The organism is Chitinophaga agri (assembly GCF_010093065.1).
Lineage (GTDB): Bacteria > Bacteroidota > Bacteroidia > Chitinophagales > Chitinophagaceae > Chitinophaga > Chitinophaga agri.
The window spans coordinates 3,724,957-3,751,075 of the sequence record NZ_CP048113.1 but is presented as its reverse complement, the minus strand read 5'-3'; the positions used below and the strand labels follow the sequence as shown (position 1 = coordinate 3,751,075).

General features: G+C 44.7%; 21 protein-coding genes and 1 tRNA gene. 12 read left to right on the top strand and 10 right to left on the bottom strand.

All coding sequences use genetic code 11. From position 1 onward, the window contains the following. Positions 1-306: 306 nt before the first annotated feature. From GWR21_RS14820 to GWR21_RS14800, 5 genes are all read left to right on the top strand, one after another. Positions 307-1,278 carry a sensor histidine kinase gene (locus GWR21_RS14820; RefSeq protein ID WP_162332503.1) on the top strand — a complete coding sequence of 324 codons (972 nt, stop codon included), beginning with the start codon at positions 307-309 and terminating at the stop codon, positions 1,276-1,278. Between the two features lie 52 nt (positions 1,279-1,330). After that, positions 1,331-1,618 (top strand): hypothetical protein, encoded by a 288-nt coding sequence (locus GWR21_RS14815; RefSeq protein ID WP_162332502.1) that lies wholly within the window; start codon positions 1,331-1,333, stop codon positions 1,616-1,618. Between the two features lie 59 nt (positions 1,619-1,677). Further along, positions 1,678-3,015: an McrB family protein gene (locus tag GWR21_RS14810; RefSeq protein WP_162332501.1), complete on the top strand. Its 1,338-nt coding sequence runs from the start codon at positions 1,678-1,680 to the stop codon at positions 3,013-3,015. 174 nt (positions 3,016-3,189) lie between these two features. Beyond that, entirely contained in the window at positions 3,190-3,420 is a 231-nt protein-coding gene (locus GWR21_RS14805) for a hypothetical protein (protein WP_162332500.1), read from the top strand. A gap of 46 nt (positions 3,421-3,466) precedes the next feature. After that, positions 3,467-5,062 carry a recombinase family protein gene (locus GWR21_RS14800; RefSeq protein ID WP_162332499.1) on the top strand — a complete coding sequence of 532 codons (1,596 nt, stop codon included), beginning with the start codon at positions 3,467-3,469 and terminating at the stop codon, positions 5,060-5,062. Here the strand turns inward: GWR21_RS14800 and GWR21_RS14795 are convergent. Next, a tRNA-Lys gene (locus GWR21_RS14795) sits at positions 5,025-5,101 on the bottom strand. The two genes, GWR21_RS14800 and GWR21_RS14795, sit on opposite strands and share 38 nt — an antisense overlap. A 116-nt stretch (positions 5,102-5,217) precedes the next feature. On the opposite strand from GWR21_RS14795, the gene GWR21_RS14790 reads away from it, so the two are divergent. The 5 genes from GWR21_RS14790 (at position 5,218) to GWR21_RS14770 (ending at position 13,000) form a co-directional block, all read left to right on the top strand. Further along, positions 5,218-6,393 carry a thiolase family protein gene (locus GWR21_RS14790; protein WP_162332498.1) on the top strand — a complete coding sequence of 392 codons (1,176 nt, stop codon included), beginning with the start codon at positions 5,218-5,220 and terminating at the stop codon, positions 6,391-6,393. A gap of 207 nt (positions 6,394-6,600) precedes the next feature. Next, on the top strand, positions 6,601-8,247 hold the full coding sequence (locus GWR21_RS14785) for a DUF1800 domain-containing protein (RefSeq protein ID WP_162332497.1): 1,647 nt from the start codon (positions 6,601-6,603) through the stop codon (positions 8,245-8,247). A gap of 21 nt (positions 8,248-8,268) precedes the next feature. Further along, on the top strand, positions 8,269-9,843 hold the full coding sequence (locus GWR21_RS14780; RefSeq protein WP_162332496.1) for a DUF1501 domain-containing protein: 1,575 nt from the start codon (positions 8,269-8,271) through the stop codon (positions 9,841-9,843). Positions 9,844-10,009: 166 nt separating this feature from the next. After that, entirely contained in the window at positions 10,010-10,432 is a 423-nt protein-coding gene (locus tag GWR21_RS14775) for a hypothetical protein (protein ID WP_162332495.1), read from the top strand. A gap of 111 nt (positions 10,433-10,543) precedes the next feature. Next, positions 10,544-13,000, top strand: coding sequence for a TonB-dependent receptor (locus GWR21_RS14770; protein ID WP_162332494.1), 2,457 nt, complete (start codon positions 10,544-10,546; stop codon positions 12,998-13,000). Positions 13,001-13,261: 261 nt separating this feature from the next. On the opposite strand, the gene GWR21_RS14765 is transcribed toward GWR21_RS14770, so the two are convergent. The 3 genes from GWR21_RS14765 to GWR21_RS14755 all read right to left on the bottom strand — a co-directional run bounded on the left by GWR21_RS14765 (position 13,262) and on the right by GWR21_RS14755 (position 15,973). Further along, a complete protein-coding gene (locus GWR21_RS14765; protein ID WP_162332493.1) occupies positions 13,262-13,747 on the bottom strand; it encodes a hypothetical protein in 486 nt (161 codons plus the stop codon). Positions 13,748-13,836: 89 nt separating this feature from the next. Further along, positions 13,837-14,178 (bottom strand): DUF983 domain-containing protein, encoded by a 342-nt coding sequence (locus GWR21_RS14760; protein ID WP_238430372.1) that lies wholly within the window; start codon positions 14,176-14,178, stop codon positions 13,837-13,839. An 85-nt stretch (positions 14,179-14,263) separates the two neighbouring features. Further along, the gene (locus tag GWR21_RS14755; protein WP_317165863.1) at positions 14,264-15,973 is read right to left on the bottom strand and encodes an ABC transporter ATP-binding protein; all 1,710 of its coding nucleotides are present in this window, start codon (positions 15,971-15,973) and stop codon (positions 14,264-14,266) included. A gap of 262 nt (positions 15,974-16,235) precedes the next feature. Here GWR21_RS14755 and GWR21_RS14750 point away from each other — a divergent pair, with 262 nt between their 5' ends. Further along, positions 16,236-18,368 carry an elongation factor G gene (locus GWR21_RS14750; RefSeq protein WP_162332490.1) on the top strand — a complete coding sequence of 711 codons (2,133 nt, stop codon included), beginning with the start codon at positions 16,236-16,238 and terminating at the stop codon, positions 18,366-18,368. A 77-nt stretch (positions 18,369-18,445) separates the two neighbouring features. Here the strand turns inward: GWR21_RS14750 and GWR21_RS14745 are convergent, their stop codons facing one another. From GWR21_RS14745 to ubiE, 5 genes are all read right to left on the bottom strand, one after another. Beyond that, positions 18,446-19,990: a YifB family Mg chelatase-like AAA ATPase gene (locus tag GWR21_RS14745; RefSeq protein ID WP_162332489.1), complete on the bottom strand. Its 1,545-nt coding sequence runs from the start codon at positions 19,988-19,990 to the stop codon at positions 18,446-18,448. Positions 19,991-20,567: 577 nt separating this feature from the next. Continuing rightward, entirely contained in the window at positions 20,568-21,899 is a 1,332-nt protein-coding gene (locus GWR21_RS14740) for a MutS-related protein (RefSeq protein ID WP_162332488.1), read from the bottom strand. 183 nt (positions 21,900-22,082) lie between these two features. Next, a complete protein-coding gene (locus GWR21_RS14735) occupies positions 22,083-23,429 on the bottom strand; it encodes a dihydroorotase (protein WP_162332487.1) in 1,347 nt (448 codons plus the stop codon). Positions 23,430-23,448: 19 nt separating this feature from the next. After that, a complete protein-coding gene (gene porT / locus GWR21_RS14730; protein WP_449508353.1) occupies positions 23,449-24,174 on the bottom strand; it encodes a type IX secretion/gliding motility protein PorT/SprT in 726 nt (241 codons plus the stop codon). Further along, a complete protein-coding gene (gene ubiE / locus GWR21_RS14725) occupies positions 24,123-24,857 on the bottom strand; it encodes a bifunctional demethylmenaquinone methyltransferase/2-methoxy-6-polyprenyl-1,4-benzoquinol methylase UbiE (RefSeq protein WP_162332485.1) in 735 nt (244 codons plus the stop codon). The genes porT and ubiE overlap by 52 nt, the downstream gene beginning before the upstream one ends. Positions 24,858-24,975: 118 nt before the next feature. On the opposite strand from ubiE, the gene yihA reads away from it, so the two are divergent. Beyond that, positions 24,976-25,590, top strand: a complete 615-nt coding sequence (gene yihA, locus GWR21_RS14720) for a ribosome biogenesis GTP-binding protein YihA/YsxC (protein ID WP_162332484.1) — start codon at positions 24,976-24,978, stop codon at positions 25,588-25,590. Between the two features lie 13 nt (positions 25,591-25,603). Here the strand turns inward: yihA and GWR21_RS14715 are convergent, their stop codons facing one another. After that, positions 25,604-26,011, bottom strand: coding sequence for a hypothetical protein (locus GWR21_RS14715; RefSeq protein ID WP_162332483.1), 408 nt, complete (start codon positions 26,009-26,011; stop codon positions 25,604-25,606). Between the last annotated feature and the right edge of the window lie 108 nt (positions 26,012-26,119).

Below are 26,119 nucleotides of genomic sequence, written 5' to 3'. Positions count from 1 at the left end.
CGATCCAAATAAAAAGGGTTGGGCCTACTTACGCATTGTGCTTTAGCCACCGCAAGGTGGTTGGCTTTGTGAGAGCCAGAGAGGCAGTGCGGGTAGGTTCAACCCTATTTAATTTCCACTAGTTGAATGCCAATCATTTCTTTAAGTTGCCCAATTTAGATAGTTCTCCCCAATCGGATATGTAATAAATACGTCCCCCCGACGTAATAAACACAAATTGTACTAGTCGTAATTCCTTTAATATTAATCGACTGTAGTCCCACACATTATCCAAATCACAATTGCCCAACTTAATTATTGTCGTTTATGAAGAACACAAAAGAAAAGTTAACTCAAAAAGTCAAGTTTCCTTTCTGTTTATCAGATGATGAAATACTAAACCCCATGCAAGTATTTTATTCATTCTGTGACAGTTCAGATCTAAGAACAGAAACTCATAGACTAGATCGTGTTCTGGAAGCAATTTCCAGATCCGGATACGAAAGCAATAAACTATGCTATCAATTAGTAGATACTGAGTATAGACGTCTAATTGAGGCTGCATTTCTACTTACCAATCGGAAAACGATGGAGGAAATATCGATGGAGAGATTTCTCGGACTTTTTGCTCATGAAGTTAAAACTCAAATAGGAGGTGCTACGCTTGCAGTTGAAGCACTCATTGAAAAAGTGGATTCGTTCTCTTCGCATTCCTCAAACATAGCATACTATTTATCCTCTCTCAAAGCCATTCATTTTAACATAAACCAGATAATGTCGAATATGATCACAACTGTACAATTCAATGAAGACGGTTTTGCACTTCGAACCGATAACCAACAGTTTGAAGTAGGAGGGTTCATAGATGAATGTACAGTGCCTTATTATCTCATGAACGAAACTATGAACAAAAACCTCATTGTAAAACAGGATGAATTACAGCATAGAACAATAATTACGGACAAAATAAAGCTTAGGCAAATAATTCAAAACCTTTTAAGCAACGCTTATAGGTACAGTACAGGAAAAGACATTCAGTTAGTGGTTACAACGTTCGCAGAATATATAACATTCTCAGTCATCAGTTTAGGTCATACAATTCCCCCTGATGAAATTAAGGACATATTAAGATTATTTTATAAGGTCAAACCGGGAGGTGCTGGAGACGGAATTGGACTTTATCTATGTCAAATATATGTTGAAAGCCTTAATGGAAATATAAAGATCACTAGCAGTAAGGGGATTACCAGTTTTACCATAAGTATTCCGTGTGAAAAATATGCTGATCTGTCGCATTAAATATATTCAATAAAGAAAAACGCTATTATCATCTTATCTAAATTATCCCAAAATGAAGAACAAAATGCCTTCGGTATCTCAACCAATCAATTTATTACAGGACGTGCATTCGAGAATGATCAACTTACCAATTTATTTTCGGGAGCGGGTATGTGAGGAATGTTCCTGGAGTATTCCGACTTTTTATCGCAAGATGCGCAATGTAGTAAGCTCGGGGGGGGATAAAATCTCGCCCAATATAAGTAATGCTGAAAAGGAAAAGATCATTTCTGTTGCTGACGAGGTCTACGGGGGCTTTTGGGAGTATTGTGAGAAATATAGAAAACAAGACAAGAAATAGAACTTTCGATTAATGCAATATCGGCCAAAAATATCGGTAGTATAATAAATCTAATAAAAATGAAAAACTTTCCCGGTCAAAATACAACAGCGTTCATAAGAAACCGTAGACATCGGTATCGCGCAATACAAGATGATGGTGAAGACTTTAACATTAATTCGGACAATGAAAGCAATATTCAATCTAATCTGAATACTGCTGACGATGTAGGAAAGAGAAAAAAGCGCAAATCGAAGAAAGGCGCAAAGTCAGGAATGTCATTTTCGCCTACATTTCCTAATATAATTGACTTTAATCATCCATATCGTCAGATATTGATGGCTATAAAGACAAAACCTTTTGTGCTGATGGCTGGAATGTGTGGAACAGGGAAATCACGTTTTGCGAGAACCTTTGCTTATCAAACATGCCCGAAATATTTGCAGGAGGATGGTCAACCAGGGAATTTTCAGATGATACAAGTCCAACCAGATTGGCACGATGCAGATGGTATTTTAGGATGGTTAAATACGATAAGTGGCCACTATCAATGGACTCCTTTTTTAATTTTTTTAGTAAAAGCATGGCGGCATCTTGACACACCATTTATATTGTGTCTTGATGAAATGAATTTAGCGAAGGTTGAACTGTACTTTGCCAATTTTTTATCTATTTTGGAAAGCCGCCAATGGATTAATGGCGAACTAGTGTCAGATGCCTTCATTACTCCTGAAAAAATGAAATATTATGCGGAGCGAGATCCTGACATATGGGTTAGATTAGGAATTAAAATTGATATCGAGCTACAGAATAGGTTTTTAAAAAATGGAATCATGCTTCCTCCTAATTTAGCTGTAATCGGTACTGCAAATATTGACTTATCTGGTGAGATGTTTAGTATGAAGCTCCTGGATCGAATGATGGTAATAGAACTCACCGAAATAGACTTTTATGGAGGTATTAAGTCCGATGATGTTGATTTCAAGTTTCCCGAGGTACCGATCAAAATTGATCAGGTTTTAGGGAAGATATTGAACGGCAAGGATGCATACTTACTTTTCCCAAAAATAGGCGATTTAATAATCTCTGAACTTCAAAGCATTGACAAAATACTCACTGGATCATCAATTAGATTTGGTTATCGTGTCCGTGATGCCGCTTTAACCTATTGTGCATATAATTCTCAACTGGCGGATTACCCAAAAGATAATGAGGCAGTATATAGATGTTTAGACGAACTTCTATTAATGAAGGTATTACCTAGAATTAATGTTGATAGAAAAGCCCAAGAAAAATTAATTGCGAACTTACTTAGATTTGCGAAAGATAAATACCCCCGTACCTACCTACGAATACAATTTATGTTAGACGACCTTAGTGAATTTTCTTATTTTATATCCTTTTGGCAAAGGTCATAGGAACCCTTTCTAAATAATATCAAGCCCCTGTCGCACTTTAAGGTGAACAGGGGCTTGATTGATATATGAATTTGGGAATTGTTTGAGTATATTTTATCAAGTTTTGGCAATAGTAGATATATCTGCTAATCGATAAAATTGCACTTCCATAAATTGTGGTTAAATATTAATACTATGTCAAAAGTTATCACTTTAAATGACTGGCTAAATATACAATCCACTAACAAAGAAACAGACCAGCGGCTCTTCCTCATAGAAGATGAAATACGGTCGTTCAAGCAATTCGAAGATGCGACTGCTGAAGAACTACAAAACATCATTGCCACACTTCACAGTTTTGCGTTAATCACTTACGACTTGTATTGCAATGGAGTAAAGAATGATAAACTATCATCTGCTGCCTGATTTTCGATTTTGTTAACCTGACAAATTAGACATTAAAAACCTACAAATGCAAGATCAAGATATTTTTTCCAAATATGCCAAGGGGGCAAAATTCGTAGTCAAAGACGACCGTCAATGTGTTATATACACCAGAGTTTCAACAAAGGAACAAGCTGAAGGTAATTTGAGCCTGGAGACGCAGAAAAAGGCGTGTAATATCCTTGCTAACAAACAAAACTACGATATCCTAGCTTACTTCGGAGGTACGTATGAATCAGCTGCCAGTGACGAAAGAAAGGAATTTAAACGAATGATAGAGTTTAGTAAAAAGCAAAAGAGTAATATTAAAATTGTTGTTTATAGCCTTGATCGGTTTAGTCGCACAGGCGATAATGCCATCTGGCTTACTCGACAGTTAAGAGACTTGGGCATTCAGATAATTTCTGTCACTCAGCCAATAGACACTAAAAATCCGGCGGGGGTGCTGCAACAAAACATTCTATTCTTATTTAGCCAATATGACAATGATCTAAGACGATTAAAGACCGTTGAAGGCATGAAAGAAAGGCTGCTCAGAGGAGAGTGGCCTTGTCATGCCCCCTTAGGCTATGATCATGTAACTATTAATGGGCAAAAGACCATTGTTATCAATGAAACCGGTAAACTGCTAAGGAAAGCCTTCTTATGGAAAGCCAATGAGGGGATCAGTACTGTCGAAATTCTGAAAAGATTGCAAGGCCATGGGCTGAAACTTACAAAGCAAGCCATCGGTAAAGCGTTAGTTAATCCTTTCTATTGCGGAATACTGTCGCATTCACTATTAAATGGAGAAGTTGTAGAGGGAAAGCATGAAAAACTGGTTAGCAGGGATATCTTTCTCGTAGCCAATGAAGAAAAGAATAAAGTAACCCACGGCTTTGTACAGAATCCGCTAAACGAGGCATTGCCGCTGAAGCTATTTATGAAGTGCGAAGCCTGCGACATGTATTTAAGAGGGTATCTGGTTAAACGGAAGAATCTATATTATTATAAGTGCGATAATGGTAGTAGATGCTCCTGTCATATTAGTGCTAATAGGTTACATGAACGGTTTATGACCATCCTTAGCGAGATAACTCTCCCCGAAAAGTATATCGGTCTCTTTCAGTTGCAATTGAGGAAACTATTTAACATCGTAAATGCAGGGAAGGAAGAAACTGCCAAACAGTATAGAGCCCGACTAGCTGAACTGGAACAAAAGATAGAAAATCTGGAAGAACGTTATGTCGAGGGAAAGATCAAAGAAGAACTTTATGAAAAATTCATCATTAAATACAATGCAGAGCGGAAAGAATTGTTGGACGAATTACAACTGTCCCCAATAAACGCCTCGAACCTCGAAAAATATATAGAATTTGCGACTCAGCATGTAACGAACCCCGCGCTGACATGGAATCTCAGCAACTATCAGGAAAAACAAAGAATGCAGAAAATGATATTTCCGGAAGGAATCTATTATAACAAGGAAAATGACCGACCTCGAACCACAAAAATAAATCCATTATTCGCCCTCGTTGCAGACCTGACGGGCACTTCATGCAAAGAAGAAACCCGACCTTTTGAGACTATTCTCAAGAAGTCGGGTTTGGTGACCCCTCAGGGACTCGAACCCTGGACCTACTGATTAAGAGTCAGTAGCTCTAACCAGCTGAGCTAAGGAGTCTACTCTTTCTGCCGAAGCAGGGTGCAAATTTAATACCTTGTTTTCTATTTCACAAAACTTCTTTAACTTAAAAGAAAAAAAATCGGGTAATACACCCGGAAAAAGGAGTTAAGGAAATGGAAACAGCATATATCGTAGCCGGATTCAGAACCGCTGTGGGTAAGTCCAAGCGGGGCGGCTTCCGCTTTTACCGGCCTGATGACCTGGCCGTGGATGTAATTACAGGTTTGCTCAAAAGTGTGCCACAGCTCGACCCGAAAAGGGTCGATGACCTGATCGTAGGTAACGCTGTTCCCGAAGCTGAGCAAGGCCTGCAGATCGGTCGTATGATATCCGTACGTGCGCTGGGGATAGAAGTGCCTGGGATGACCGTGAACCGCTACTGTGCTTCCGGACTGGAGACAATTGCGATTGCTACCGCTAAGATCCAGTCAGGTATGGCACATTGTATCATCGCCGGAGGGACCGAGAGTATGAGCCTTGTGCCTGTGGCAGGATGGAAGACAGTGCCTAACTATAGTGTCGCATCTACTACACCGGAATATTATCTGGGTATGGGATTGACGGCAGAAGCAGTTGCACGTGAGTATAATGTATCCCGTGAGGACCAGGATACTTTTGCCTATCAGTCTCACCAGAAGGCACTGAAAGCCATTGAGAATGGTTATTTTAAAGAAGGTATTTTACCTATCAGTGTTAACGAGGTTTATGTGGATGAAAAAGGGCGTAAGCAAACACGCACTTATACAGTAGATACAGATGAGGGGCCGCGTGCAGACACTTCTCCGGAAGCACTGGCAAAACTGAAACCGGTGTTTGCGGCAGGAGGAAGTGTTACTGCCGGTAACTCCTCCCAGACGTCTGATGGTGCTGCTTTTGTAGTAGTGATGAGTGAAACGATGGTGAAAGAACTGGGCTTACAGCCTATCGGCCGACTGGTAGCCTGTGCATCAGCTGGTGTACATCCACGTATCATGGGGATCGGACCTGTAGCAGCAATACCTAAAGTATTACAGCAGGCAGGGAAGAAACTCAATGATATAGACCTGGTAGAACTGAATGAGGCATTTGCTTCACAGTCAGTAGCCGTTATTCGTGAACTGGGTATTGATCCGGCACTGGTGAATATCAATGGAGGAGCGATCGCGTTGGGACACCCACTTGGCTGTACCGGTGCTAAACTCACTGTACAGATACTCAATGACCTGAAGCGCCTGGATAAAAAATATGGTATTGTGACAGCCTGTGTAGGCGGCGGACAGGGTATTGCCGGCGTAATAGAAAGATTGTAATTACTGAGAATATCAGAGTAAGGGTTGGCTAATTAAATGGTAGTCAACCCTTTTCTTTTTTGAGTAGTTTGCCTATAAATAAAATAATGCCCTTGAATTAAAGTTTTTATTAATTTGGATCCGTAAACTGGACCTGTGGAAAATGCCTACTTTTTAGTATCCCTATAGTCTGAATACACAACAACAACCATATCATATATCTATACTATGGATCGCAGACAATTCCTTACGCTTCCTGCAAAACGTCAGCAAACAGCAGCTAAAGCGGAAACCGCCGGCTTTCGCACTGATTCTGGCATTACAGCATACACGGGAGAATTTGGTACTGCACAGGCAGTACACCTGCTGAAACGCGCGATGTTCGGTTCTACACCCGAAGACGTGACCTGGGCTAAAGGCCTTGGCATGGACGCGGCTGTGGATGCCCTGATCGATACGGTGACTGCCGTAACCACTCAGCCATTAAATACATACGGTGAGGATGAAACCGGTATTGCCCCTGGTACTACCTGGGTGAATTCGGCTCCGCCTCCTGAAGAAGGAGACCTGGACAGAATGCGCTGGTCTTCCTATAAAGCATGGTGGATGAAGGTGATGATCAATCAGTCGCGTAGCATACAGGAGAAAATGGTGCTTTTCTGGCATAACCATTTTGTTACTGAAATGGATATGGTGAACGATTCCCGCTACGTGTACAAGTATAACACCATGCTGAGGGCTAACGCAACCGGCAATTTCAAGGCACTCACCAAGGCCGTTACCCTTGATCCGGCCATGCTGAAATACCTGAACGGATACCTGAATGGAAAAGAAAGCCCTGACGAAAACTACGGTCGTGAGCTGCACGAGCTGTTCACAGTAGGTAAAGGTCCGGATTCCGCCTATACAGAGGAAGATGTGCGGGCTACGGCGCAGGTGCTCACCGGTTACAGGATCAATCCGGTAACCATGGAGGCTTACTTCGAATCCACTCAGCACGTTATTACCAATAAAGAGTTTTCAAGTTTCTATAATAACCGTAAGATCACCGGTAAGACGGGCGCAGAAGGGGCGACCGAACTGGATGACCTGCTGGATATCATCTTTGACCAGCAGGAAGTGTCTAAGTTCATCTGCCGTAAAATATACCGTTTCTTCGTTTATTACCTGATAGACGATGCCGTTGAACAGAACGTGATCACGCCGCTGGCCAAGATCATGCGGGATAACCAGTTTGAGCTGAAGCCAGTGCTGAAAGCCCTTTTCAAGAGCGAGCACTTCTTCGATCCGCTGAATATGTCTGCACTCATCAAGAGCCCTGTGGAATTTGCGGTAGGAATGGTGCGTGAGTTTGGAGTAGAGTTCCCGACAGACTATATGGCGGAGCACGAAGCGCTGAACGCTATCCGTAATCATTGCGCCAATATGCTGCAGGACCTCGGAGAACCGCCACAGGTGGCGGGCTGGGAAGCTTACCATCAGGCGCCTCAGTATCACGAGATCTGGATCAACACAGATACACTGCCGAAACGTAACCTGATGAGTGATTCCATGATCAGCGCAGGCGGCTTCGGATCTGTGAAGATCGATCCGCTGTCATTCACGGAAAAGCTTTCTGATCCTTCTAATCCGGTTACCCTGATCCAGGATGCCCTGGACCTTTTATACCGTATCGATCTATCCGACACATCAAAGGCAAAACTGAAGAATATCATCCTGCTTAGTGGCCAGAGCCCTGATAGTGATTACTACTGGACAGATGCATGGAACGAATGGAAATCCAATCCTAATGCCGCTAACCGCAGTATTGTGGAAAACCGGCTGCAGACACTGTACAAGTATCTGATGAATATGTCTGAATATCAATTAGCCTGATCTTAGAAAGACCTATAAACTATGAAACGCAGAGATTTTCTTAAATATACCGCACCGGCAACGGTATTGCCGACTTTCATCAACGGCTTTTCCGTAAAGGCATTCGCCGGCTCTTCACTGCTGAACGCCCTGCAGAAGTCTGCAGAAGACAATGACCACGTACTGGTGATGATCCAGATGATCGGTGGTAATGATGGTCTGAACATGGTCGTACCACTGGATATCTATGCAAATTACCAGGCAGCACGTACTAATATTGCGATCCCTGAGGCGGCTGTATTGCCCCTGGCAAATAATATCAAAACTGGTTTGCACCCTGCAATGACTGGTCTCCAGGAATTGTACGACAATGGTAAAGTGTGTGTGATCCAGAGCGTTGGTTACCCTTCGCCTGACTATTCCCACTTCCGCGCAATGGACATCTGGCTGAGTGGGTCTGATGCCAACCAGGTGATTGAAACCGGATGGGCAGGCCGCTACCTGGAAACCCAGTTTCCGGGATTCCCCGATGCTTACGAAGGAACAGATCCGCTGGCGATCCAGATAGGCTCGCTGACCTCCCCGGTATTCCAGGGTAGTGATGCGAATATGGCTGTGGCTATCTCCAGCTCTACCGATTTCTATAACCTGATTGAAGATATCATGGACCCGGTGCCTAATACGCACGCGGGTGTCGAACTGGAATATGTACGTCTGATCGCGAAACAGTCCAATAAGTTCGCGAACTCTATTAAAAAGGCTGCTGCGAACGTAACTTCCCAGAGCCCTTATCCTAATAACCGACTGGCGGAGCAGCTTAAAATAGTGGCCCGACTGGTAGCAGGTGGTTTGAAAACCCGTGTATACATGGTAACGCATGCGTTCTTTGATACGCACGCTAACCAGGCCCAGGCAGGCGACACCACCAAAGGCCAGCACGCAGAACTGTTAGGACAGTTGTCCGACTCCATCAAGGCGTTTATGGACGATCTGACCAAACTGAAAGCGTCCCGCCGGGTAGTAGGGATGACCTTCTCTGAGTTTGGTCGCCGTATTAAATCAAACGGTAGTATGGGTACAGACCATGGTGCTGCCGCCCCCATGATCGTATTCGGCGACTATGTGCTGCAGGGGGTACTCGGGGCCTCTCCGGACATTCCGACCCAGTCCAACGTGAGTGATAACATGCCAATGCAGTACGATTTCCGCTCTGTATATGCTTCCCTGCTGGAACAATGGTTCTGTGTGGACAGCGCTACACTGCAGACAGTCCTGTTCAAAGATTATCAGCGTCTGCCGATAGTGAGTGGTATTGCCTGTGGTACCCTGACGACGATCGATGATGTGAATAATGGCAGCCATAATCTCATCACCAACTATCCTAACCCATTTGTTACCACTACGACGCTGAAGTATAAAACCAGGGGTGGACATACCATGATCCAGATATTTGATACAATGGGTCGCCTGGTATCCACACCGGTGAATAAAGTGCAGCCTGCTGGTGAGTACAGTATCACTTTTGATAGTGGTAAACTGGCCGCTGGTATATTCTATGCCCGTCTGCAAAATGGTGTTTATCAGCATGTAAGGTCTATGCTGAAAGTGAAATATTAATACTATCGATGATATACCCGGTTCTGGAAAGGAACACTTTCAGGAGCTGAGAGCTCAGCCTATATTATTGCACCCATATCTGTTCGTCGGCTGACGAATGGATGTGGGTGTCGTCTTTTGTATTTACTACCAGCTTCCGGCCAGTTATCCGCCATTTAGATCATTTATGGATATTGTTGCCGTTTTACCTGCTTTGAGCAACGTTGTTGCATTTATTACCTATATTTGTATTCGTCAAACTCATGATCTGAAGCGTAAAGCACTATACAGGATATTGGCTATCATGCTGTTGGGGGTATTTGTTTTTAATACCACCCCCAGGGCATTCATACACCAGTTTTTCAGTCATCATGATACTGACGACGATGCACCTGGCATCCTTAAGCACGGTACCACCTTATCTGTTAAACACGTACACTGTGGATTTCTGCAGATAGAACCTGAAGCGTATGAGTCGGCCAGCATTGTTTATTATGCCCTGGTAAAAGAAGTGACCTGGCATTTCCCTCAACCAGTCATTCCGGTTATTGATCATTTCCCCTACAGAACATTATCTCCGCGTGCGCCTCCTGCTGCAAGTTTTGTTTAGCTGACCTTTTAATTATCAAACTTTTATGAAAGGGCGGATAGCCCGTATTATTTCTGTTGCTGCAAACAGTAGTGTTGCTGCGCAAAATATCGTCTATAAACAGATCTTGTTATGCACTATTTACGTGTCCTCCATATTGCTGTAGTGATCAGCATAATGACTTGTTCATCCGTGTTTGCCAATTTTATTACTGGCGATGATGCCGACAATTCCCTGAGTGGGATCGTTACTGATAAAGCATCTAACAGCCCTCTGCCCGGAGCCACTGTATATTTTCCCGACCTGCATATCGGTGCTTCTGCCAATACAGAAGGACAATATGAGATCAAAAACCTGCCTAAAGGTAAATACCTCGTAGAGGTGCATTATATAGGATATGCGGCTTTTACAGAAGTGGTACAGATTAACGGTAATACCCATAAAGATTTCTCCCTGACAGAAACACTGCTGGAGAAAAATGAAGTAGTGATCACCGGGGTGAATATGGCGACGACTTTGAAAAAGACGCCTACGCCAGTGAGCATTGTCAGAAAAGATTATCTCGATGCCAATATCTCTACCAACATTGTTGATGCGATCGCTAAACTGCCAGGTGTAAGTCAGCTGACAACCGGTCCCGCTATCTCCAAACCATTCATTCGCGGTCTCGGATATAACCGTGTAGTGGTAGTTGGTGACGGCGTTCGTCAGGAAGGGCAACAATGGGGGGATGAGCATGGTATTGAAATCGATGATTACAATGTGAGTAAAGTGGAAGTACTGAAAGGGCCTTCCTCCCTCGTATATGGATCTGATGCGTTGGCTGGTGTGGTAAATATAGTGCCACCAGGCACAGTTGCCGCAGGACACATCAAAGGAAATGTCGCGGCTAATTATCTGACGAATAACGGTCAGATCTCCTATCATGCAGACATCGCAGGTACATCAAAAGATGGTTTCAGCTGGAGCGCCTTCGGTACCCAGAAGTTTGCACACGATTATAAGAACAAATACGATGGCTATGTCTTCAACTCCAAGTTTAAAAATACCAATTATGGTGGTAGCCTCGGTCTGAATAAACAATGGGGTTCTTCCATCATTCGTTTCACTTCTTTTAACCAGGAATTAGGACTGGTAGAAGGTGAGCGTAATGAGAGCGGCCAGTTCATCAAACCTGTGAATAACAATGGTGCAGAAGAGGAGGCGGTAGCTACAAATGATGATTTTAAATCCTACAGTATAGGTGTTCCTGCACAGAAGATCACACACAACAAGCTGGTGTGGGATAATAACCTTTATCTGCATAATGGCGGCCGGTTAGGTCTGACACTGGGGTATCAGTGGAACCGTCGTAAGGAATTGGGGAACGTACTGGAACCAGATGAACCGGAACTGTTCTTAAAGCTCAATACCTTCAACTACGGACTGAAATACTATTTGCCGGAAATGAACGGCTGGCAGACGACCATTGGCGTCAATGGTATGCAGCAGCAGAACAACATTGGTGGCGAAGAGTACCTGATCCCTGCCTATGAACTCTTTGACGCAGGTGTATTTGCAGTGACCACTAAAACATTTGATAAACTGACACTGAGCGGTGGACTACGTTTCGATAACCGCCACATGACTATTAAAGGTCTGCAGCTGAATGAGGAAGGTGTACCGGTAGATAATGGGGGTGAAACAAAGTTTGCTTCCTTCAACCGTGACTTTTCTAATGTATCAGGAAGTGCAGGTATCAGCTATGCTGCGAGTGAGCAGGTAACGCTGAAACTGAATGCTGCTCGTGGTTTCCGTGCGCCTAATGTCTCAGAGCTGGCCGCGAATGGTGTACATGAGGGTACTATCAAATATGAATACGGTAATAATGATCTGAAACCTGAGGTAAGCACACAGGGAGATCTTGGTATTGAGTTTAACTCACAGCACGTATCGCTGACCGCCAGTGTATTCTACAATCACATCAATAACTTCATCTTTGCCCGTAAACTGGTGAACGTGGAAGGGACAGACTCTATTCCTGCTGCTGATAATGAAGATGGTTATTCTGCTTTCAAATATCAACAGCATACAGCTAACCTGTATGGTGGTGAATTTATGCTGGATATCCACCCACATCCGATTGACTGGCTGCATTTCGAGAATACTGTTTCCTATGTGCGTTCTTCGATCACAGATGGTCCGGATTCTGCTAAGTACCTGCCAAATATTCCTGCAGCACGCTGGATTTCCGAGCTGAAAGGAAACTTCAAAAAGGTGGGTGGCGTTATGCAGAATGCGTACGTCGGTGTACAGCTTGATAGGACCTTTGCGCAGAACGATATCTTCTATGCTTATCAGACAGAGACTGCGACATCCGGCTATACTTTGCTGAATGCCGGCATCGGAGCTGATTTTATCAATAAGAAAAATAACAAGACATTGTTCTCCCTGCATCTTGCGGCTAACAACCTTACTGATGTAGCTTATCAGAATCACCTGAGCCGTTTGAAATATGCAGCTGTTAATGAGGTGACCGGAAGAGCGGGTGTGTATAATATGGGGAGGAACTTTAGTGTAAAAGTGAGCATACCGATTGACTTTAAATAATCAGGAATTGAGGATTAAGAATTGGGAATTGAATGCACCGAAGATCGGCGTTGATTAATTAATGGAAATAGGAACACGAGATGGGTCTTGCGGATAATGAATGATAGAAAGGAATTATATCGGAGTATTATTTATAGTCTGCTAGTATAAGGGGCGCTTCAATCTGAAGCACCCCTTACTATTTATTGCCATACCTGTAATTTATGACGGTTATCAGGCATAAGGAAGGATTATAATCCTCAATTCCTAATTCCCGGTTAATTAGGGGCATTTCTGTCTCAGCTCACTGATCAGCGCTCTATTATAATTCAATTGTGCCGGCTTGTCCGGGTCTACGGTAATATCTTCCAGTTTTTCGTTCGCTTTATCCAGCCTTAACCAGGCAACCGTTGACTCATGATCTTTTTCACTTGCGAATAGCTGAAGGATCAATCTGCTATTTTCCTGACGATCTATCCTGACTTTGATATTTTCTTTCTTTGCCAGGTCTGATTTGAAATCAGAGCTCTGAATAATATCGGTGATGGTTTTATAACATTCGGGAGGGTAGGGGCCAGCCTGTGGTTTTAGTACTTCGGAGGGAGGTGCTTTACGGGTAGTGTCTACAATCTGTTGTTTTGCTGGTGCTTCAGCGGCGACAGCATTCACCGTAGATGTATCGGCCTGTGTTTCCGTTTCCTGTGTGGTAGTGGCACAGGAGGATAGCAGGGCTATGCCGCAGATGAACAGTAAGTGGTTGATTTGCATGGTAGATCTTTTGTCGTAGCTATAACAAAAGTCGTGCAAATGAATAGTGTATAACACAACAAAGGCCGACCTGATGGTCAGCCTTTGAATTATTTGTCAGGCAGTTCTGCCGTGCTATCATCATAATACACAAAGAAATAGAGATAGATGACTCTGCTGATGCGCATTAACCAGGGTTGTAATAATACAAGTAAAACCCCGTTTACACCAAGCCAGATAAATACACTGTTGTCGTTCCAGGAAAGTCCAAAGAAAACCCAGTAAGCGATCAGTGTAGCTACTGAGAACGCTACCCCCAATGCATAGCTGACATACCCGGTACCAAACCAGAAGCCTGTTTCCAGTTCGTATTTTTGCCCGCAGACAGGACAATGTTCATGCATATCAAACGTCTTTCTGAGGTTGCTATATGCATTTTTCGTTTTAAACATATCTCCACGTCGGCAGTGCGGGCATTTCATAGTGAGCATGCTGAGGAGGTAATTAGGTCGCTTATTACTCATGGCGCAAAGATAATTATCTCTCTCCAATCTGCTGTCTCCACATCGCGTAATACAGCCCTTTTTCTTCCACCAGTGAACTATGCGTACCTGTTTCTACGATGCGGCCTTTTTCCAGTACAAAGATCTTATCGGCATGCATGATAGTGGATAACCGGTGTGCGATCATCACGGTAATATGTTCACGGGTAGAAGTTATATCGCGTACGGTATTGGTGATGGACTCTTCTGTGAGTGAATCAAGTGCAGAAGTAGCTTCATCAAACACCAGCAGTCGCGGATGGCGCAATAGTGCCCGTGCGATGGATAAACGTTGTTTCTCTCCACCGGATATTTTCATACCACCCTCACCGATCACAGAGTTCAGGCCATTGTCAGCACGTTCCAGTAAGGTAGTACAGCTGGCATCCTTCATGACTTTCAGCAGTTCTTCATCTGTTGCCTGCGGATTGACAAACAACAGGTTCTCCTTGATGGTACCGGAGAATAATTGTGTATCCTGTGTGACAAAACCGATCTGGTATCTCAGTTCGTCAATATCTATTTCCTTGCTGTCAACACCATTGTAGTTAATCGCCCCTTCCTGTGGTGAATAGAGGCCTACCAGCAGTTTTACCAGGGTTGTCTTGCCTGAACCTGAAGGTCCAACAAAAGCAATCGTTTCGCCAACATTCACACTGAAGTTGATATCTTCCAGCGCTTTGTTATCAGCCGTCAGGTGTTTGAATCCTACCTGGTTAAAGGTCAGGTTATCAATACGGTTGATCTTCACCGGGTCCTGTGGTGTTTCTTCTACCGGCGTCTGCATGATGCTTTCAAAGTTCAGCAGTGATACCTGTGCTTCCCTGTAAGACATGATGATATTCCCGAGTTCCTGCAATGGACCGAAAATGAAGAAGGAGTAGAGCTGCAGCGTGAACATCTGTCCCACAGTAACGGTATTCTTGTATATCAGGAATAACAGCAGGAACAGGATGCTTTGACGCAGGAAGTTCACAAATGTACCCTGTACAAAGCTGATACTACGTATACTACGTACTTTCTTCAGTTCCAGCATCAGAATACGGATGGTAGTAGAGTTTAACCGGCGGATCTCCTGGTGTGTCAGTCCAAGACTTTTTACCAGTTCGATATTACGGAGGGATTCGGTAGTGGCTCCGGCCAGCATGGTTGTCTCCTTCACGATCGTTTTCTGGATAGTTTTAATCTTCCTGCTGAGCACATTGATCAGCCATCCCAATATCAGACTACCACCAAAATATACGAACACAAGGCTCCAGTGTACGCTGAAGGCGTAAATCATTACGAAGATCACACCGATCAGGGCTACAAATAGCACGTTGACAAATGAAGTGATGAACTTTTCACTGTCAGTACGGACCTTCTGTAAAACAGCCAGTGTTTCACCACTACGCTGGTCTTCAAACTGCTGATACGGCAGTCTGAGGGAGTGACGTAAGCCATCAGTATAGATCCGGGCACCAAATTTCTGAATGATAACATTGGTGAAATAATCCTGGAAAGCCTTGGCGATACGGGATACCATGGCAACACCAACTGATGCGAGCAGCCATAGAATAACGCTGGTCACATAGTCAGACTGGGTGCGCGGCGCTCCGCTGGCAGTCGTGTACGGGTGGTCCGCAAACAGATCTACAATTCTCCCGAAAATATACGGATCCAGCAGGGAGAATACCTGGTTAATGGTTGCTAATAACAAAGCCAATGCTATCAACCATTTGTAACTTTTCAAATAATATAAGAACAGTTTCATGATGCTAAAGACAATCTAGGGCACAAAGTTACATTATATTGATGTTGCAACACCTTTGAATAACGCTGGTAGGAAAAAATAGAGTAACTTAATACTCAGAATTGGTTCCAGCTTTCCAGCTACGGCTAAAATCACCAAAACGGCATTCCCACGTCTACTTTCTTATTGTTTACGATCAGCCCGCTCTGGCTGACAATACTTAATTCTTACGTTTATGAAGACCTATGATGAGAAGCACATCAGGAACATTGTACTATTGGGTGCCGCCAAGAGCGGAAAGACCACCCTTTGTGAGACCATGCTGTTTGAAGCTGGTATTATTCCCCGACGCGGATCTGTAGAAGAAGGAAACACTGTTTCCGACTACCACGATGTCGAACATGAGCGTGGGAGCTCAGTTTATGCCACCTGCCTGCATACCGAATGGCGCGATTATAAGATCAATATTATTGATACTCCCGGACTGGAGGACTTTATAGGAGAGATCATTTCTTCGATCAGGGTCTGTGATACGGCTTTAATACTCCTGAATGCACAGCATGGGGTGGAAGTCGGTACGGAACAGATCTGGGATTATGTGGATAAATATCAAAAGCCAACTATACTGTCTGTCAACCAGTTGGATGCAGAGCAGGCCAACTTTACCCATGCGGTGGAAGACGCCCGGCGTGTATTCGGATCTGCTGTAACGATCATGCAATATCCTGTTAATCAGGGATCAGGATTTAACAGCGTTATTGACCTGCTGAAAATGGTGATGTACCGGTTTCCGGATAACGGTGGTAAGCCTGAGAAGCTGCCTATCCCTGACAGCGAAAAAGAACAGGCGGACCGGCTGCATAATGAACTGGTAGAGAAAGCTGCGGAAAATGATGACACGCTTATGGAGCAGTATTTCGAGAAGGGGAATCTGGATGAAGACGAAATGCGGCAGGGCTTGAAGATCGGGATGCTGAAACACCATGTATTTCCGGTATTCTGTTTGTCCGCCCTGCACAATATGGGCAGCGGCCGTTTGATGGGCTTCATTGATAATGTCGCCCCGGCTGCCATAGAGATGCCTGCGGAACAGGCAGAAGACGGCAGCCCTATCCCCTGTGACCCTTCAGCCAGTCCGGTATTATTTGTGTTTAAGACCCTGCAGGAGCCCCATATAGGGCGCCTTTCTTTTTTTAAGGTGTTAGCCGGCGAAATCAAAGCAGGCGTGGAGCTATATAATGAGAAGGGTAATACGGTCGAACGCCTTAATCAGTTGTTCATTACTGATGGCCGTAACCGGCATGCTGCCGATGTATTAAGGGCCGGAGATATCGGTTGTACGCTCAAACTGAAGAATACCCTCACTAATCATACATTGCTGGCAGATAAGCAGTCAGGTAAACAGGTGCATCCGATAGACTTCCCTACGCCTAAGGTAAGGGTGGCGATAGAAGCCACCAATAAGGCGGATGATGAAAAGCTCGGGGAAGTGCTGGCAGAACTGCACATGGAAGACCCCACCCTGGAAATAGAATATAACCGTGAACTGAAACAGGTCATTCTCCACGGACAGGGAGAGCTGCATCTGGCAATGACAAAATGGAGGCTGGAGAATATCTACAAGATGCATGTCGAGTTCCTGCCTGCCAGGATCCCTTACAGGGAAACGATCCGCAAGCATGCAGCCGCTACCTACCGGCATAAAAAACAATCCGGTGGAGCAGGACAGTTCGGAGAGGTGTTCATCACTATTGAACCCTACTACGATGGCATGCCGCCTTACAAAGAACATCCCGTACGTGAAACCGAGGAAATAGCCCTTAACTGGGGTGGTAAGCTGGTGTTCAACAACTGTATTGTAGGAGGGGCGATTGACGCCCGCTTCCTGCCCTCTATACTGAAAGGTGTCATGGAGAAGATGCAGGAAGGTCCGCTGACCGGTTCCTATGTGCGCGATATCAGGGTCAGTGTGTATGATGGCAAGATGCACGCTGTAGACAGTAATGATATCTCTTTTAAAATAGCCGGTATGATGGCTTTCCGTGATGCGTTCCACCAGGCCGCACCGCAGTTACTGGAGCCGGTTTTTGATATTGAAACAACTGCTCCTGATACCATGGCCGGCGATATCATGAGTGAGCTGCAGAGCCGCCGGAGTATTATCACTGGAATGGATTCCCTGAACGGATATCAGGTGATCAAGGCGCGTACACCGCAGGCAGAACTGGATAAGCTGTATGCAGCACTCCGGAATGTAACACAGGGAAAGGCTAAGATCAGGGCCGCCTTTGCTGAGTATGCGCCGGTGCCTCCTGAGTTACAGAAGAAACTATCTGAGGAATATAAAGGAGCAGAGCTGGTGGCTTAGGAGGAGATGGTTAAGATCAGGCCCAAGCAGGTCCTTCAGTTACTGACGCTGATAACAGAAGGTCGTTTTGATGGCCTTCACTTATCCCACCAGTCCTGCCGGTCCAGACTTCTGCAATGAATGGCCTCCGCCAGATGCACCGTTTTGATATGTTCACACGCTTCCAGGTCGGCCGCTGTACGGCTTACTTTAAGGATGCGGTCATATGCCCGTGCTGACAATTTGAGTTGCTGCATCGCGTTCTTCAGCAGATCTTCTCCGTCCCGGCTAAGCTGGCAAACTCTTTTAAGCAGGCTACTGGTCATCTGCGCATTGCAATAAATGCCCTTATAACCGCTGAACCTCGCAGTTTGTATCTCTCTGGCCATCATTACCCGTTCCCGTATCGAATCGCTGGATTCCCCACTGGTATTTTCCATTAGCGACTCCACCGGAACGGGTGTGACCTCTATATGCAGATCGATCCTGTCCATGAGCGGACCGGATACTCTGTTCAGGTAACGTTGTACAGAACCTGGTGCGCAGGTACAGGGCTTGACGGGATGATTAAAGAAGCCGCAGGGACATGGGTTCATAGATGCCACCAGGGTGAAGCTGGCAGGAAATTCCACGGATAACTTCGCACGTGCAATAGCTACTTTTCTTTCTTCCAGTGGCTGCCGCATGACTTCCAGCGCCTGCCTGCTGAATTCCGGCAGCTCATCCAGGAACAGGATGCCGTTATGTGCCAGTGATATTTCTCCCGGCTGCGGGATGCCGCCACCACCTATCAATGCCGTATGACTGATGGTATGATGTGGTGAACGGAAAGGCCGTTGTGTGATCAGTGATGCGTCAACAGGGAGTTTACCCGCTACTGAATGGATCTTCGTCGTTTCAAGTGCTTCTTGCAGACTAAGCGGTGGCAGAATGGTGGATAATCTTCTTGCCAGCATAGTCTTTCCTGCTCCCGGCGGACCAATCAGCAGTGCATTATGCCCTCCTGCCGCAGCTATTTCGAGCGCACGTTTGATGGTATACTGCCCTTTGACATCATTAAAGTCAATATCAAATTGCTGCTGCGCTGCTGCAAATTCCGCCCTGGTATCTACATAGGCTGGTTGCAGGGAAGCGGGTGTTTGCAGAAAGTTGATCACATCGCTTAAATGGGAGACGCCATATACTTCCAGGTTATTGACCATGGCCGCTTCCCGTGCGTTCTGCGCAGGAATGATCAGCCCTTTATAGCCTTCTTTTCTGGCCTGTATGGCGATAGGTAACGCGCCACGTATCGGCTGTACGGTACCATCCAGCGATAACTCTCCCATAATGGTGAACTGTGGTAGGGCGCTGCCGTCAATCTGCTCTGAAGCCGCCAGTAAACCTAATGCGATAGGAAGATCATACGCGGAACCGGCTTTACGGATATTGGCCGGTGCCATGTTAACTACTGTTCTGAAGCGGGGAAACCGGTAGCCGATGTTGGTAATGGCAGACTCTATCCGTTGCTCACTTTCCTTGACCGCACTGTCAGGTAAACCCACTATGTGAAATTGTGTGCCTTTAGGTGCGACATTGACTTCAATGACAATAGAGATCGCTTCTACGCCCTGTACGGCGCTGCCGATGGTTTTAACAATCATGGATGAATAATGGTTGGTGATGAATACAGGACGAATGTAGGGGATGTAACAGTGCGATGAGCATTCATTTTCGTTCGCTTACCTTCGGTATGTTCAGCAGCGTTCATTTGTACAATCAGACGACGCTGTCCCTCTCCTGATTTCCGGCCCCGGATGGCTAATAATTATCTTATTATGGAAAATTAGATATTTGGAGACCTTTGCTGGTGTTGGAATAGAGGTGTGCTTGTTCGTCGCTAGTTCGTCGCTTGGCCGTCGCTTGTTCGTCCAAACCAGCTTTTTACCCTCTCTTTTATCGTGGTTGAATGTCATTGTCTGTGGATAGTGTGTTGGGGACAATGCACTGCATATATGGAAAGAACATCCATTGGATAATAAACATATCTATATTGTTGAGATGTCAGCGGGCAATTCTTTACATTTTATAGCTGATTTTCAGCAGGTATAAAAGATGATCCGGACGGCCCTTGCCACCGGTGGATTCGACACATTTTCCGCCACCGACAGCCATCAATGGACATCCAATAAAGAAGGCGTCAGTTACTGAACTGACGCCTTCTTTATCAACAGGAAATAGTTATTTTATCTGCTCCAGCAGGTCCAGGACCTTCTCCCTCTTCAATATCAAATACCCGATCTTTTCCTTCGCCACGCCATCTTTCAACTGATAAGTAAAGTAAAGATTATCGTCAATCACCTGCGACTCAAAATACTTAAATCGTATATTCTGCGCCGTTTGTAACTCATCCGCAATCTCATACAGATGTGTGGATAAAATAAACAGGCAGTTTGTACTTTTCAATAGGCCATTCACCACAGCCAGCGAACAGTTCTTCGCATCTTCCACATTCGTGCCTTTAAACATCTCATCTATCAGCACCAGCCATTTTTTATTATCGCTGATCTTAAGGATCGTATTTTTAATACGCTGTACTTCGTTATAGAAATAGCTCTCGCCTTTGAAGATATTATCCTGTACCTGGATATTACTGAATATACCATTAAAGAAGCTCAGCTTCATACCGTTTGCGGGTACGCCCATACCAATATGCGCCAGGAATACCGCCACACCCACTGCCTTGATGAAAGTGGTCTTTCCGGCCATGTTTGCACCAGTGAGGAACAGAAAGTGTGACTGGGGTTTCATCGTAATATCATACGATACCGGTTTCGGCAGGATGATATGATATAGGTTATCCATTTCTACAAATGGGTGCGGGGTATCATTAAAGACGGGGAACTGGAGATTGAAGTGTCTCACTGCTTTTGCCATTGCATAGTATGCATCCAGCTTACGATAGATATCTAACAGTTCTGCAATATGCTTCCGCTGCTTTTTACGGATATAGTGGTCATGTTTTAATATGTTCATAAACGATACCGGCCCAGCGTCACTTGCATCAACAATATCATTAAATTCCGGCTGATAAAGCAGTACCCGGGCCCTGTCCAGCAGTACCTTCAGTACTTTAGGCGTCTGCTCGGTGTTGAAGTTCTTTTCCAGTTGCCGGAAACCTTTCAGCAGGTTGAGCAGCTGTGTAAAAGAAAACTTGATAAAGCTAAAGTCCGGTGAAAATATGGTCTTTGTGAGCAGGGAACTCACTACCAGACCCACGCCTGAAGGATTGGATATCGGCTCTATCTGTGCTTCCAGATAATTCTCCATGACCACGATGGTACCATTACTGATGATATCGGCCGGCCAGCTTTCTTCCTGCGCGAGAATATACTGTAATGTATGTTGACGGTCTTCAATAGCAGGAATATCTTTTAATGGCGTACTATACAGATGCCGTAAATATTCCCTGCCACCTGTGGTTGTGGTAAAGTCCAGTTTATGAAACAGTGAATACTCCTCATCACGGTTAAATATAGAGAGATCATAGTAGGTTGTTTTGTCCAGTTCCATGCACAGGTATTTTTAGTGAATATACGTATAATAGAAAAAAATGCTGGTATCCTATTGGCGCTGCCGGATTAATATTACAGATGCATAACATGGGTATTTCCATAAATGTAACCAGTGCTGTAAAAGGCAAATGCCCTTATCCATGTGTGGACAAGGGCATTTGCCTGTTTATTTATAAACTGGTTAGCGATTGAAAGTGATTCGCTGACCAGTTACTGATTCATTGAACTGGCCATTTTCATAAGCAAGATGACCACTTACGAAGGTATGGGTAACAGCTGCCGGGAAGGTATGTTCCTCAAACGGAGACCAGCCGCATTTATAGTAGATGTTCTTTTTATCGACCATCGTCGCCTGCTGCAGATCAACAATCACACAGTCAGCAAAATAGCCTTCACGCAGGTAACCTCTTTCCTTGATCTGGAAACAGATAGCTGGTGCATGAGACATCTTTTCCACCATTTTCTCCAGGGTGATATTGCCCAGTTTTACGTGTTCCAGCATGAGGAGTAAGCTATGCTGTACTAACGGAACACCGGACGGCGCCTGCAGATAAGGCTGTTGTTTTTCTTCCCACGTATGAGGTGCGTGGTCAGTGGCAATGATGTCCAGTCTGTCGTCGAGCAGTCCTTTCCACAGGGCCTGTTTGTTGTGTACCGCTTTAATGGCAGGATTACACTTGATCAGGTTGCCGTATTTCGGATAGTCATCAGCTGAGAAATGCAGGTGATGTACACATACTTCTGCTGTGATACGCTTTTCTGCCAGCGGAAGCATATTGCTGAACAGCTGTAATTCGCGCTCGGTGGTGATGTGCAGGATATGCAGTCTTGCGTTGAATTTTTTCGCAAACTGTATAGCTGCGAGAGAAGATTCGAAGCAGGCTTCTTCATTACGGATGATAGGGTGGTAAGCAACAGTCAGGTTATCAGCGCCGACTTCCTGCTTATACTTCTCCATGTTCGCCTTGATGATCTTTTCGTCCTCACAGTGCGTAGCGATCAGCAGTTCACTGCCGGAGAAGATACGCTCCAGGGTGATGTAGTTATCCACCAGCATGTTACCAGTAGAAGAACCCATGAATATTTTAACACCACAGATCTGGTCTTTCCTTTCATTGGTCCGCAGCACCTCTTCCACATTATCATTGGCAACGCCCATGAAGAAGGAGTAGTTGGCCAGTGAATGCTGTGCAGCAATTTTATATTTGTCTTCGAGTAATTCCTGTGTAAGTGCTGCCGGCTGAGTATTCGGCATTTCCATGAAGGTAGTGGTACCACCGGCTACAGCAGCACGAGCTTCCGTGTAGATATTTGCCTTGTGGGTCAGACCGGGTTCGCGGAAATGTACCTGATCATCGATCACACCGGGCAGCAGGTGTTTGCCTTCTCCGTTTATTTCAGTATACTGACCATTTACATTGATCTGCGGAGCAATTTTAGCAATGCGGCCATCCTGTATATATACGTCCTGAACAGTGGTGGTCCCTTCGTTGACCACTGATATATTGCGGATTAAGTAGTTTTGCATGCCGCAAAGATAGGAGAAATCAGCCTTCCAGGTGAATAGAGAATACGATCATCCTGGACTGCAATTTATCAATCACATTGGAGTAGCGGAGATGCTCATCTTTTACATGCACATTTCCGATACCGTTACTGATCTTAAATTCTGGCGAGAAGATAAAACTGGGGAAGTAGAACTCGAATCCGGCACCAAATTCATAACCAAAGTCACTCTTTCTGATCTTTACCAGGTCTTCTGCACGACGGGCGCGGGCATTGGAAGCCAGGTCATAATCATACTTCAGGCCACCGATCGTATACACGCGCATGTTACCGATACGGTCCGATTTGAATTTGATCTGTAGCGGAAAGCTCAGCAGAATAGATTCGATGTTTTTGGTGCTTTCCCTCTGGGGATAGTTTTCTTTATAGTAGAGATTCTTGGAGGCGAATAGTAACTGCGGATTAAAACGAAGGTCAAAATACTCACTCAGACGCAGGTTACCCAGCAGACCCAGGTTAAACCCGAAAGTCTTCAATGGTTCTGCTACCATGATAGAATCCTGTTTTAGGAAGATCTCATCCTGGTATAACTTGAAATTGGAATTATTGCCAGCCAGTGTGATACCAAAATAATAGGGCTTGGCATCATGTTCTTCCATGTACATGGTGGTCTGCGCTTTCGCGCCGGCCATATTCCATAGGATAACCAGAAGTACTAGCGGGACCCGCAATAAATAGAGCTGATGCCGAATGTGAGTTTTTTGCATGTTACTGCTTGGAAACCGGTATTAGTTAAGATATTACACATTTCCTGACCTTGTGGAAACGCTTTCACTGATTCCGGCAGATAGGTATATGCCGCCTCACTCTTTGCAATCCATTTCCCGATCAATGGTGTAATATAGCGAAAATATAAATTATATAATTGTTTAATAGGGAAAACTGTAGGATTAGAAAATTCCAGGATTACCAGTTTTCCTCCCGGTTTCAGTACGCGTAACATTTCAGACAGTCCTTTTTCCAGGTGTTCGAAGTTACGTACGCCGTAAGCGACCGTTATTGCATCAAACGTCTTATCAGGAAAACTTATTGTCTCACTGTCGCCAAGCTGTAGGGTAATTTTATTGTTCAGACCCAGTTTGTTGATCTTTTCACGGCCATGAGAGAGCATGCCTTCTGAAATGTCAATACCAGTGATTGTATCGGGTTGCAACATTTTATTGGCCATGATGGCAAAATCCCCGGTACCTGTAGCCACATCCAGCATCTTTTTCGGCTGTAAAGCCTTTAATTGCTTCAATGCCTTTTTACGCCATTGAATATCAATGCCTAATGACATAAAATGGTTAAGGAAATCGTAACGGTGTGCGATGTCGTTGAACATGGTCGCTACCTGTTCCTTCTTGCTTAATGCTGATGTGGCGAATGGTACAATCTTCTTGTCTGACATAGGCCGCAAAGTTAGGAGAAAATAGGTATAAACAGAGAAATGCGGGCAATAACTAAATTTTCATGAACTTTGCCGAAACTTCAATGGTCTGTGCACTGTTGACTATCGATTGAATATTATGATTATTAAATCTGCGGAATACCTTATCAGCAATGTTGACTGGCAGAAATGCCCTACTCCCAACCTCCCGGAATACGCCTTTATCGGTCGTTCCAATGTGGGTAAGTCCTCTTTGATCAACATGCTGGCAAACAATGAAAAGCTGGCAAAAACCTCGGGTACCCCTGGTAAGACCCAGCTTATCAACCATTTCCTGATCAATGGTGCCTGGTACCTCGTCGATCTGCCTGGATATGGTTTTGCAAAGGTAAGTCAGTCCCAGCGCCGGTCATGGGAACAGATGATCGAGAATTATCTCCGGAAACGGGAAAATCTGGTGAATATATTTGTACTGATAGACAGCCGCCATACTCCTCAGAAACTGGATATCGAATTTATTAATCAGCTGGGCGAATGGCAGATCCCTTTCGCACTGGTTTTTACCAAAGCTGATAAGAGTACACAGGCTGAAACCAGCCGGAATATCAAGGCATTTCTTAACAAACTGAGAGAATCATGGGAATTCCTGCCTGCCCATTTTGTGACCAGTACCATAAAGAAAATGGGTCGGGACGCCATTCTGTCATTTATTGACGAGAATAATATGCAGTTCAGGGCGATTGCAGAGAAATAGGGACTTTCTCCACTCAGGGCTTTACTCTCACATATACCTGACCTATGTGTACATTGGAATGAACGGATAACAGGGAAAGTGTGTCATTGCCGGTAATACGGCAGCTGAAGATCTTTGGATTCCAGGGATCGCTGTCTGCTACCAGGTATGGCTGATGATCGCTTTTAAGGGCCATCAGGAAGGTTTCCCGGGAGATCAGGGTATCCCGGCGGTAACGCAGCATGTTATTGCCGTCGAACTTCAGAAGGGTCAGCAGACTGCTATCTTCTTTGATAAGTGCAGCACCTGTGGCTGGTGTCGAATACAGTAAACGCCAGCTGCCCTGCAGCGATTGTGTGGAAGTATCTGAAATGCTCTCTTTTCTGCATGAAACAGCAGTGACTAATACTAACAGTAGTATGACAGTTATGTAGGTACGCATGTTGGACAGGTATTCAATAATATAGGATATAAATTAGGGAAAAAAATTGAGATAATCAGCACTTTAGGGGGGAAAATTCCCTGTTGGATGCGGCGGGCGCATCCAGCA

What these genes read in the sequence shown, in the direction of transcription:
- GWR21_RS14745 (WP_162332489.1), bottom strand. Translation starts at nt 19,990, where the DNA reads ATGATTGTTAAAACCATCGGCAGCGCCGTACAGGGCGTAGAAGCGATC.
- yihA (WP_162332484.1), top strand. Translation starts at nt 24,976, where the DNA reads ATGATTATTAAATCTGCGGAATACCTTATCAGCAATGTTGACTGGCAG.
- GWR21_RS14735 (WP_162332487.1), bottom strand. Translation starts at nt 23,429, where the DNA reads ATGCAAAACTACTTAATCCGCAATATATCAGTGGTCAACGAAGGGACC.
- GWR21_RS14750 (WP_162332490.1), top strand. Translation starts at nt 16,236, where the DNA reads ATGAAGACCTATGATGAGAAGCACATCAGGAACATTGTACTATTGGGT.
- GWR21_RS14775 (WP_162332495.1), top strand. Translation starts at nt 10,010, where the DNA reads ATGGATATTGTTGCCGTTTTACCTGCTTTGAGCAACGTTGTTGCATTT.
- GWR21_RS14820 (WP_162332503.1), top strand. Translation starts at nt 307, where the DNA reads ATGAAGAACACAAAAGAAAAGTTAACTCAAAAAGTCAAGTTTCCTTTC.
- GWR21_RS14800 (WP_162332499.1), top strand. Translation starts at nt 3,467, where the DNA reads ATGCAAGATCAAGATATTTTTTCCAAATATGCCAAGGGGGCAAAATTC.
- ubiE (WP_162332485.1), bottom strand. Translation starts at nt 24,857, where the DNA reads ATGTCAGACAAGAAGATTGTACCATTCGCCACATCAGCATTAAGCAAG.
- porT (WP_449508353.1), bottom strand. Translation starts at nt 24,174, where the DNA reads ATGCAAAAAACTCACATTCGGCATCAGCTCTATTTATTGCGGGTCCCG.
- GWR21_RS14760 (WP_238430372.1), bottom strand. Translation starts at nt 14,178, where the DNA reads ATGTTTAAAACGAAAAATGCATATAGCAACCTCAGAAAGACGTTTGAT.
- GWR21_RS14780 (WP_162332496.1), top strand. Translation starts at nt 8,269, where the DNA reads ATGAAACGCAGAGATTTTCTTAAATATACCGCACCGGCAACGGTATTG.
- GWR21_RS14770 (WP_162332494.1), top strand. Translation starts at nt 10,544, where the DNA reads ATGCACTATTTACGTGTCCTCCATATTGCTGTAGTGATCAGCATAATG.
- GWR21_RS14810 (WP_162332501.1), top strand. Translation starts at nt 1,678, where the DNA reads ATGAAAAACTTTCCCGGTCAAAATACAACAGCGTTCATAAGAAACCGT.
- GWR21_RS14805 (WP_162332500.1), top strand. Translation starts at nt 3,190, where the DNA reads ATGTCAAAAGTTATCACTTTAAATGACTGGCTAAATATACAATCCACT.
- GWR21_RS14715 (WP_162332483.1), bottom strand. Translation starts at nt 26,011, where the DNA reads ATGCGTACCTACATAACTGTCATACTACTGTTAGTATTAGTCACTGCT.
- GWR21_RS14790 (WP_162332498.1), top strand. Translation starts at nt 5,218, where the DNA reads ATGGAAACAGCATATATCGTAGCCGGATTCAGAACCGCTGTGGGTAAG.
- GWR21_RS14815 (WP_162332502.1), top strand. Translation starts at nt 1,331, where the DNA reads ATGAAGAACAAAATGCCTTCGGTATCTCAACCAATCAATTTATTACAG.
- GWR21_RS14765 (WP_162332493.1), bottom strand. Translation starts at nt 13,747, where the DNA reads ATGCAAATCAACCACTTACTGTTCATCTGCGGCATAGCCCTGCTATCC.
- GWR21_RS14740 (WP_162332488.1), bottom strand. Translation starts at nt 21,899, where the DNA reads ATGGAACTGGACAAAACAACCTACTATGATCTCTCTATATTTAACCGT.
- GWR21_RS14785 (WP_162332497.1), top strand. Translation starts at nt 6,601, where the DNA reads ATGGATCGCAGACAATTCCTTACGCTTCCTGCAAAACGTCAGCAAACA.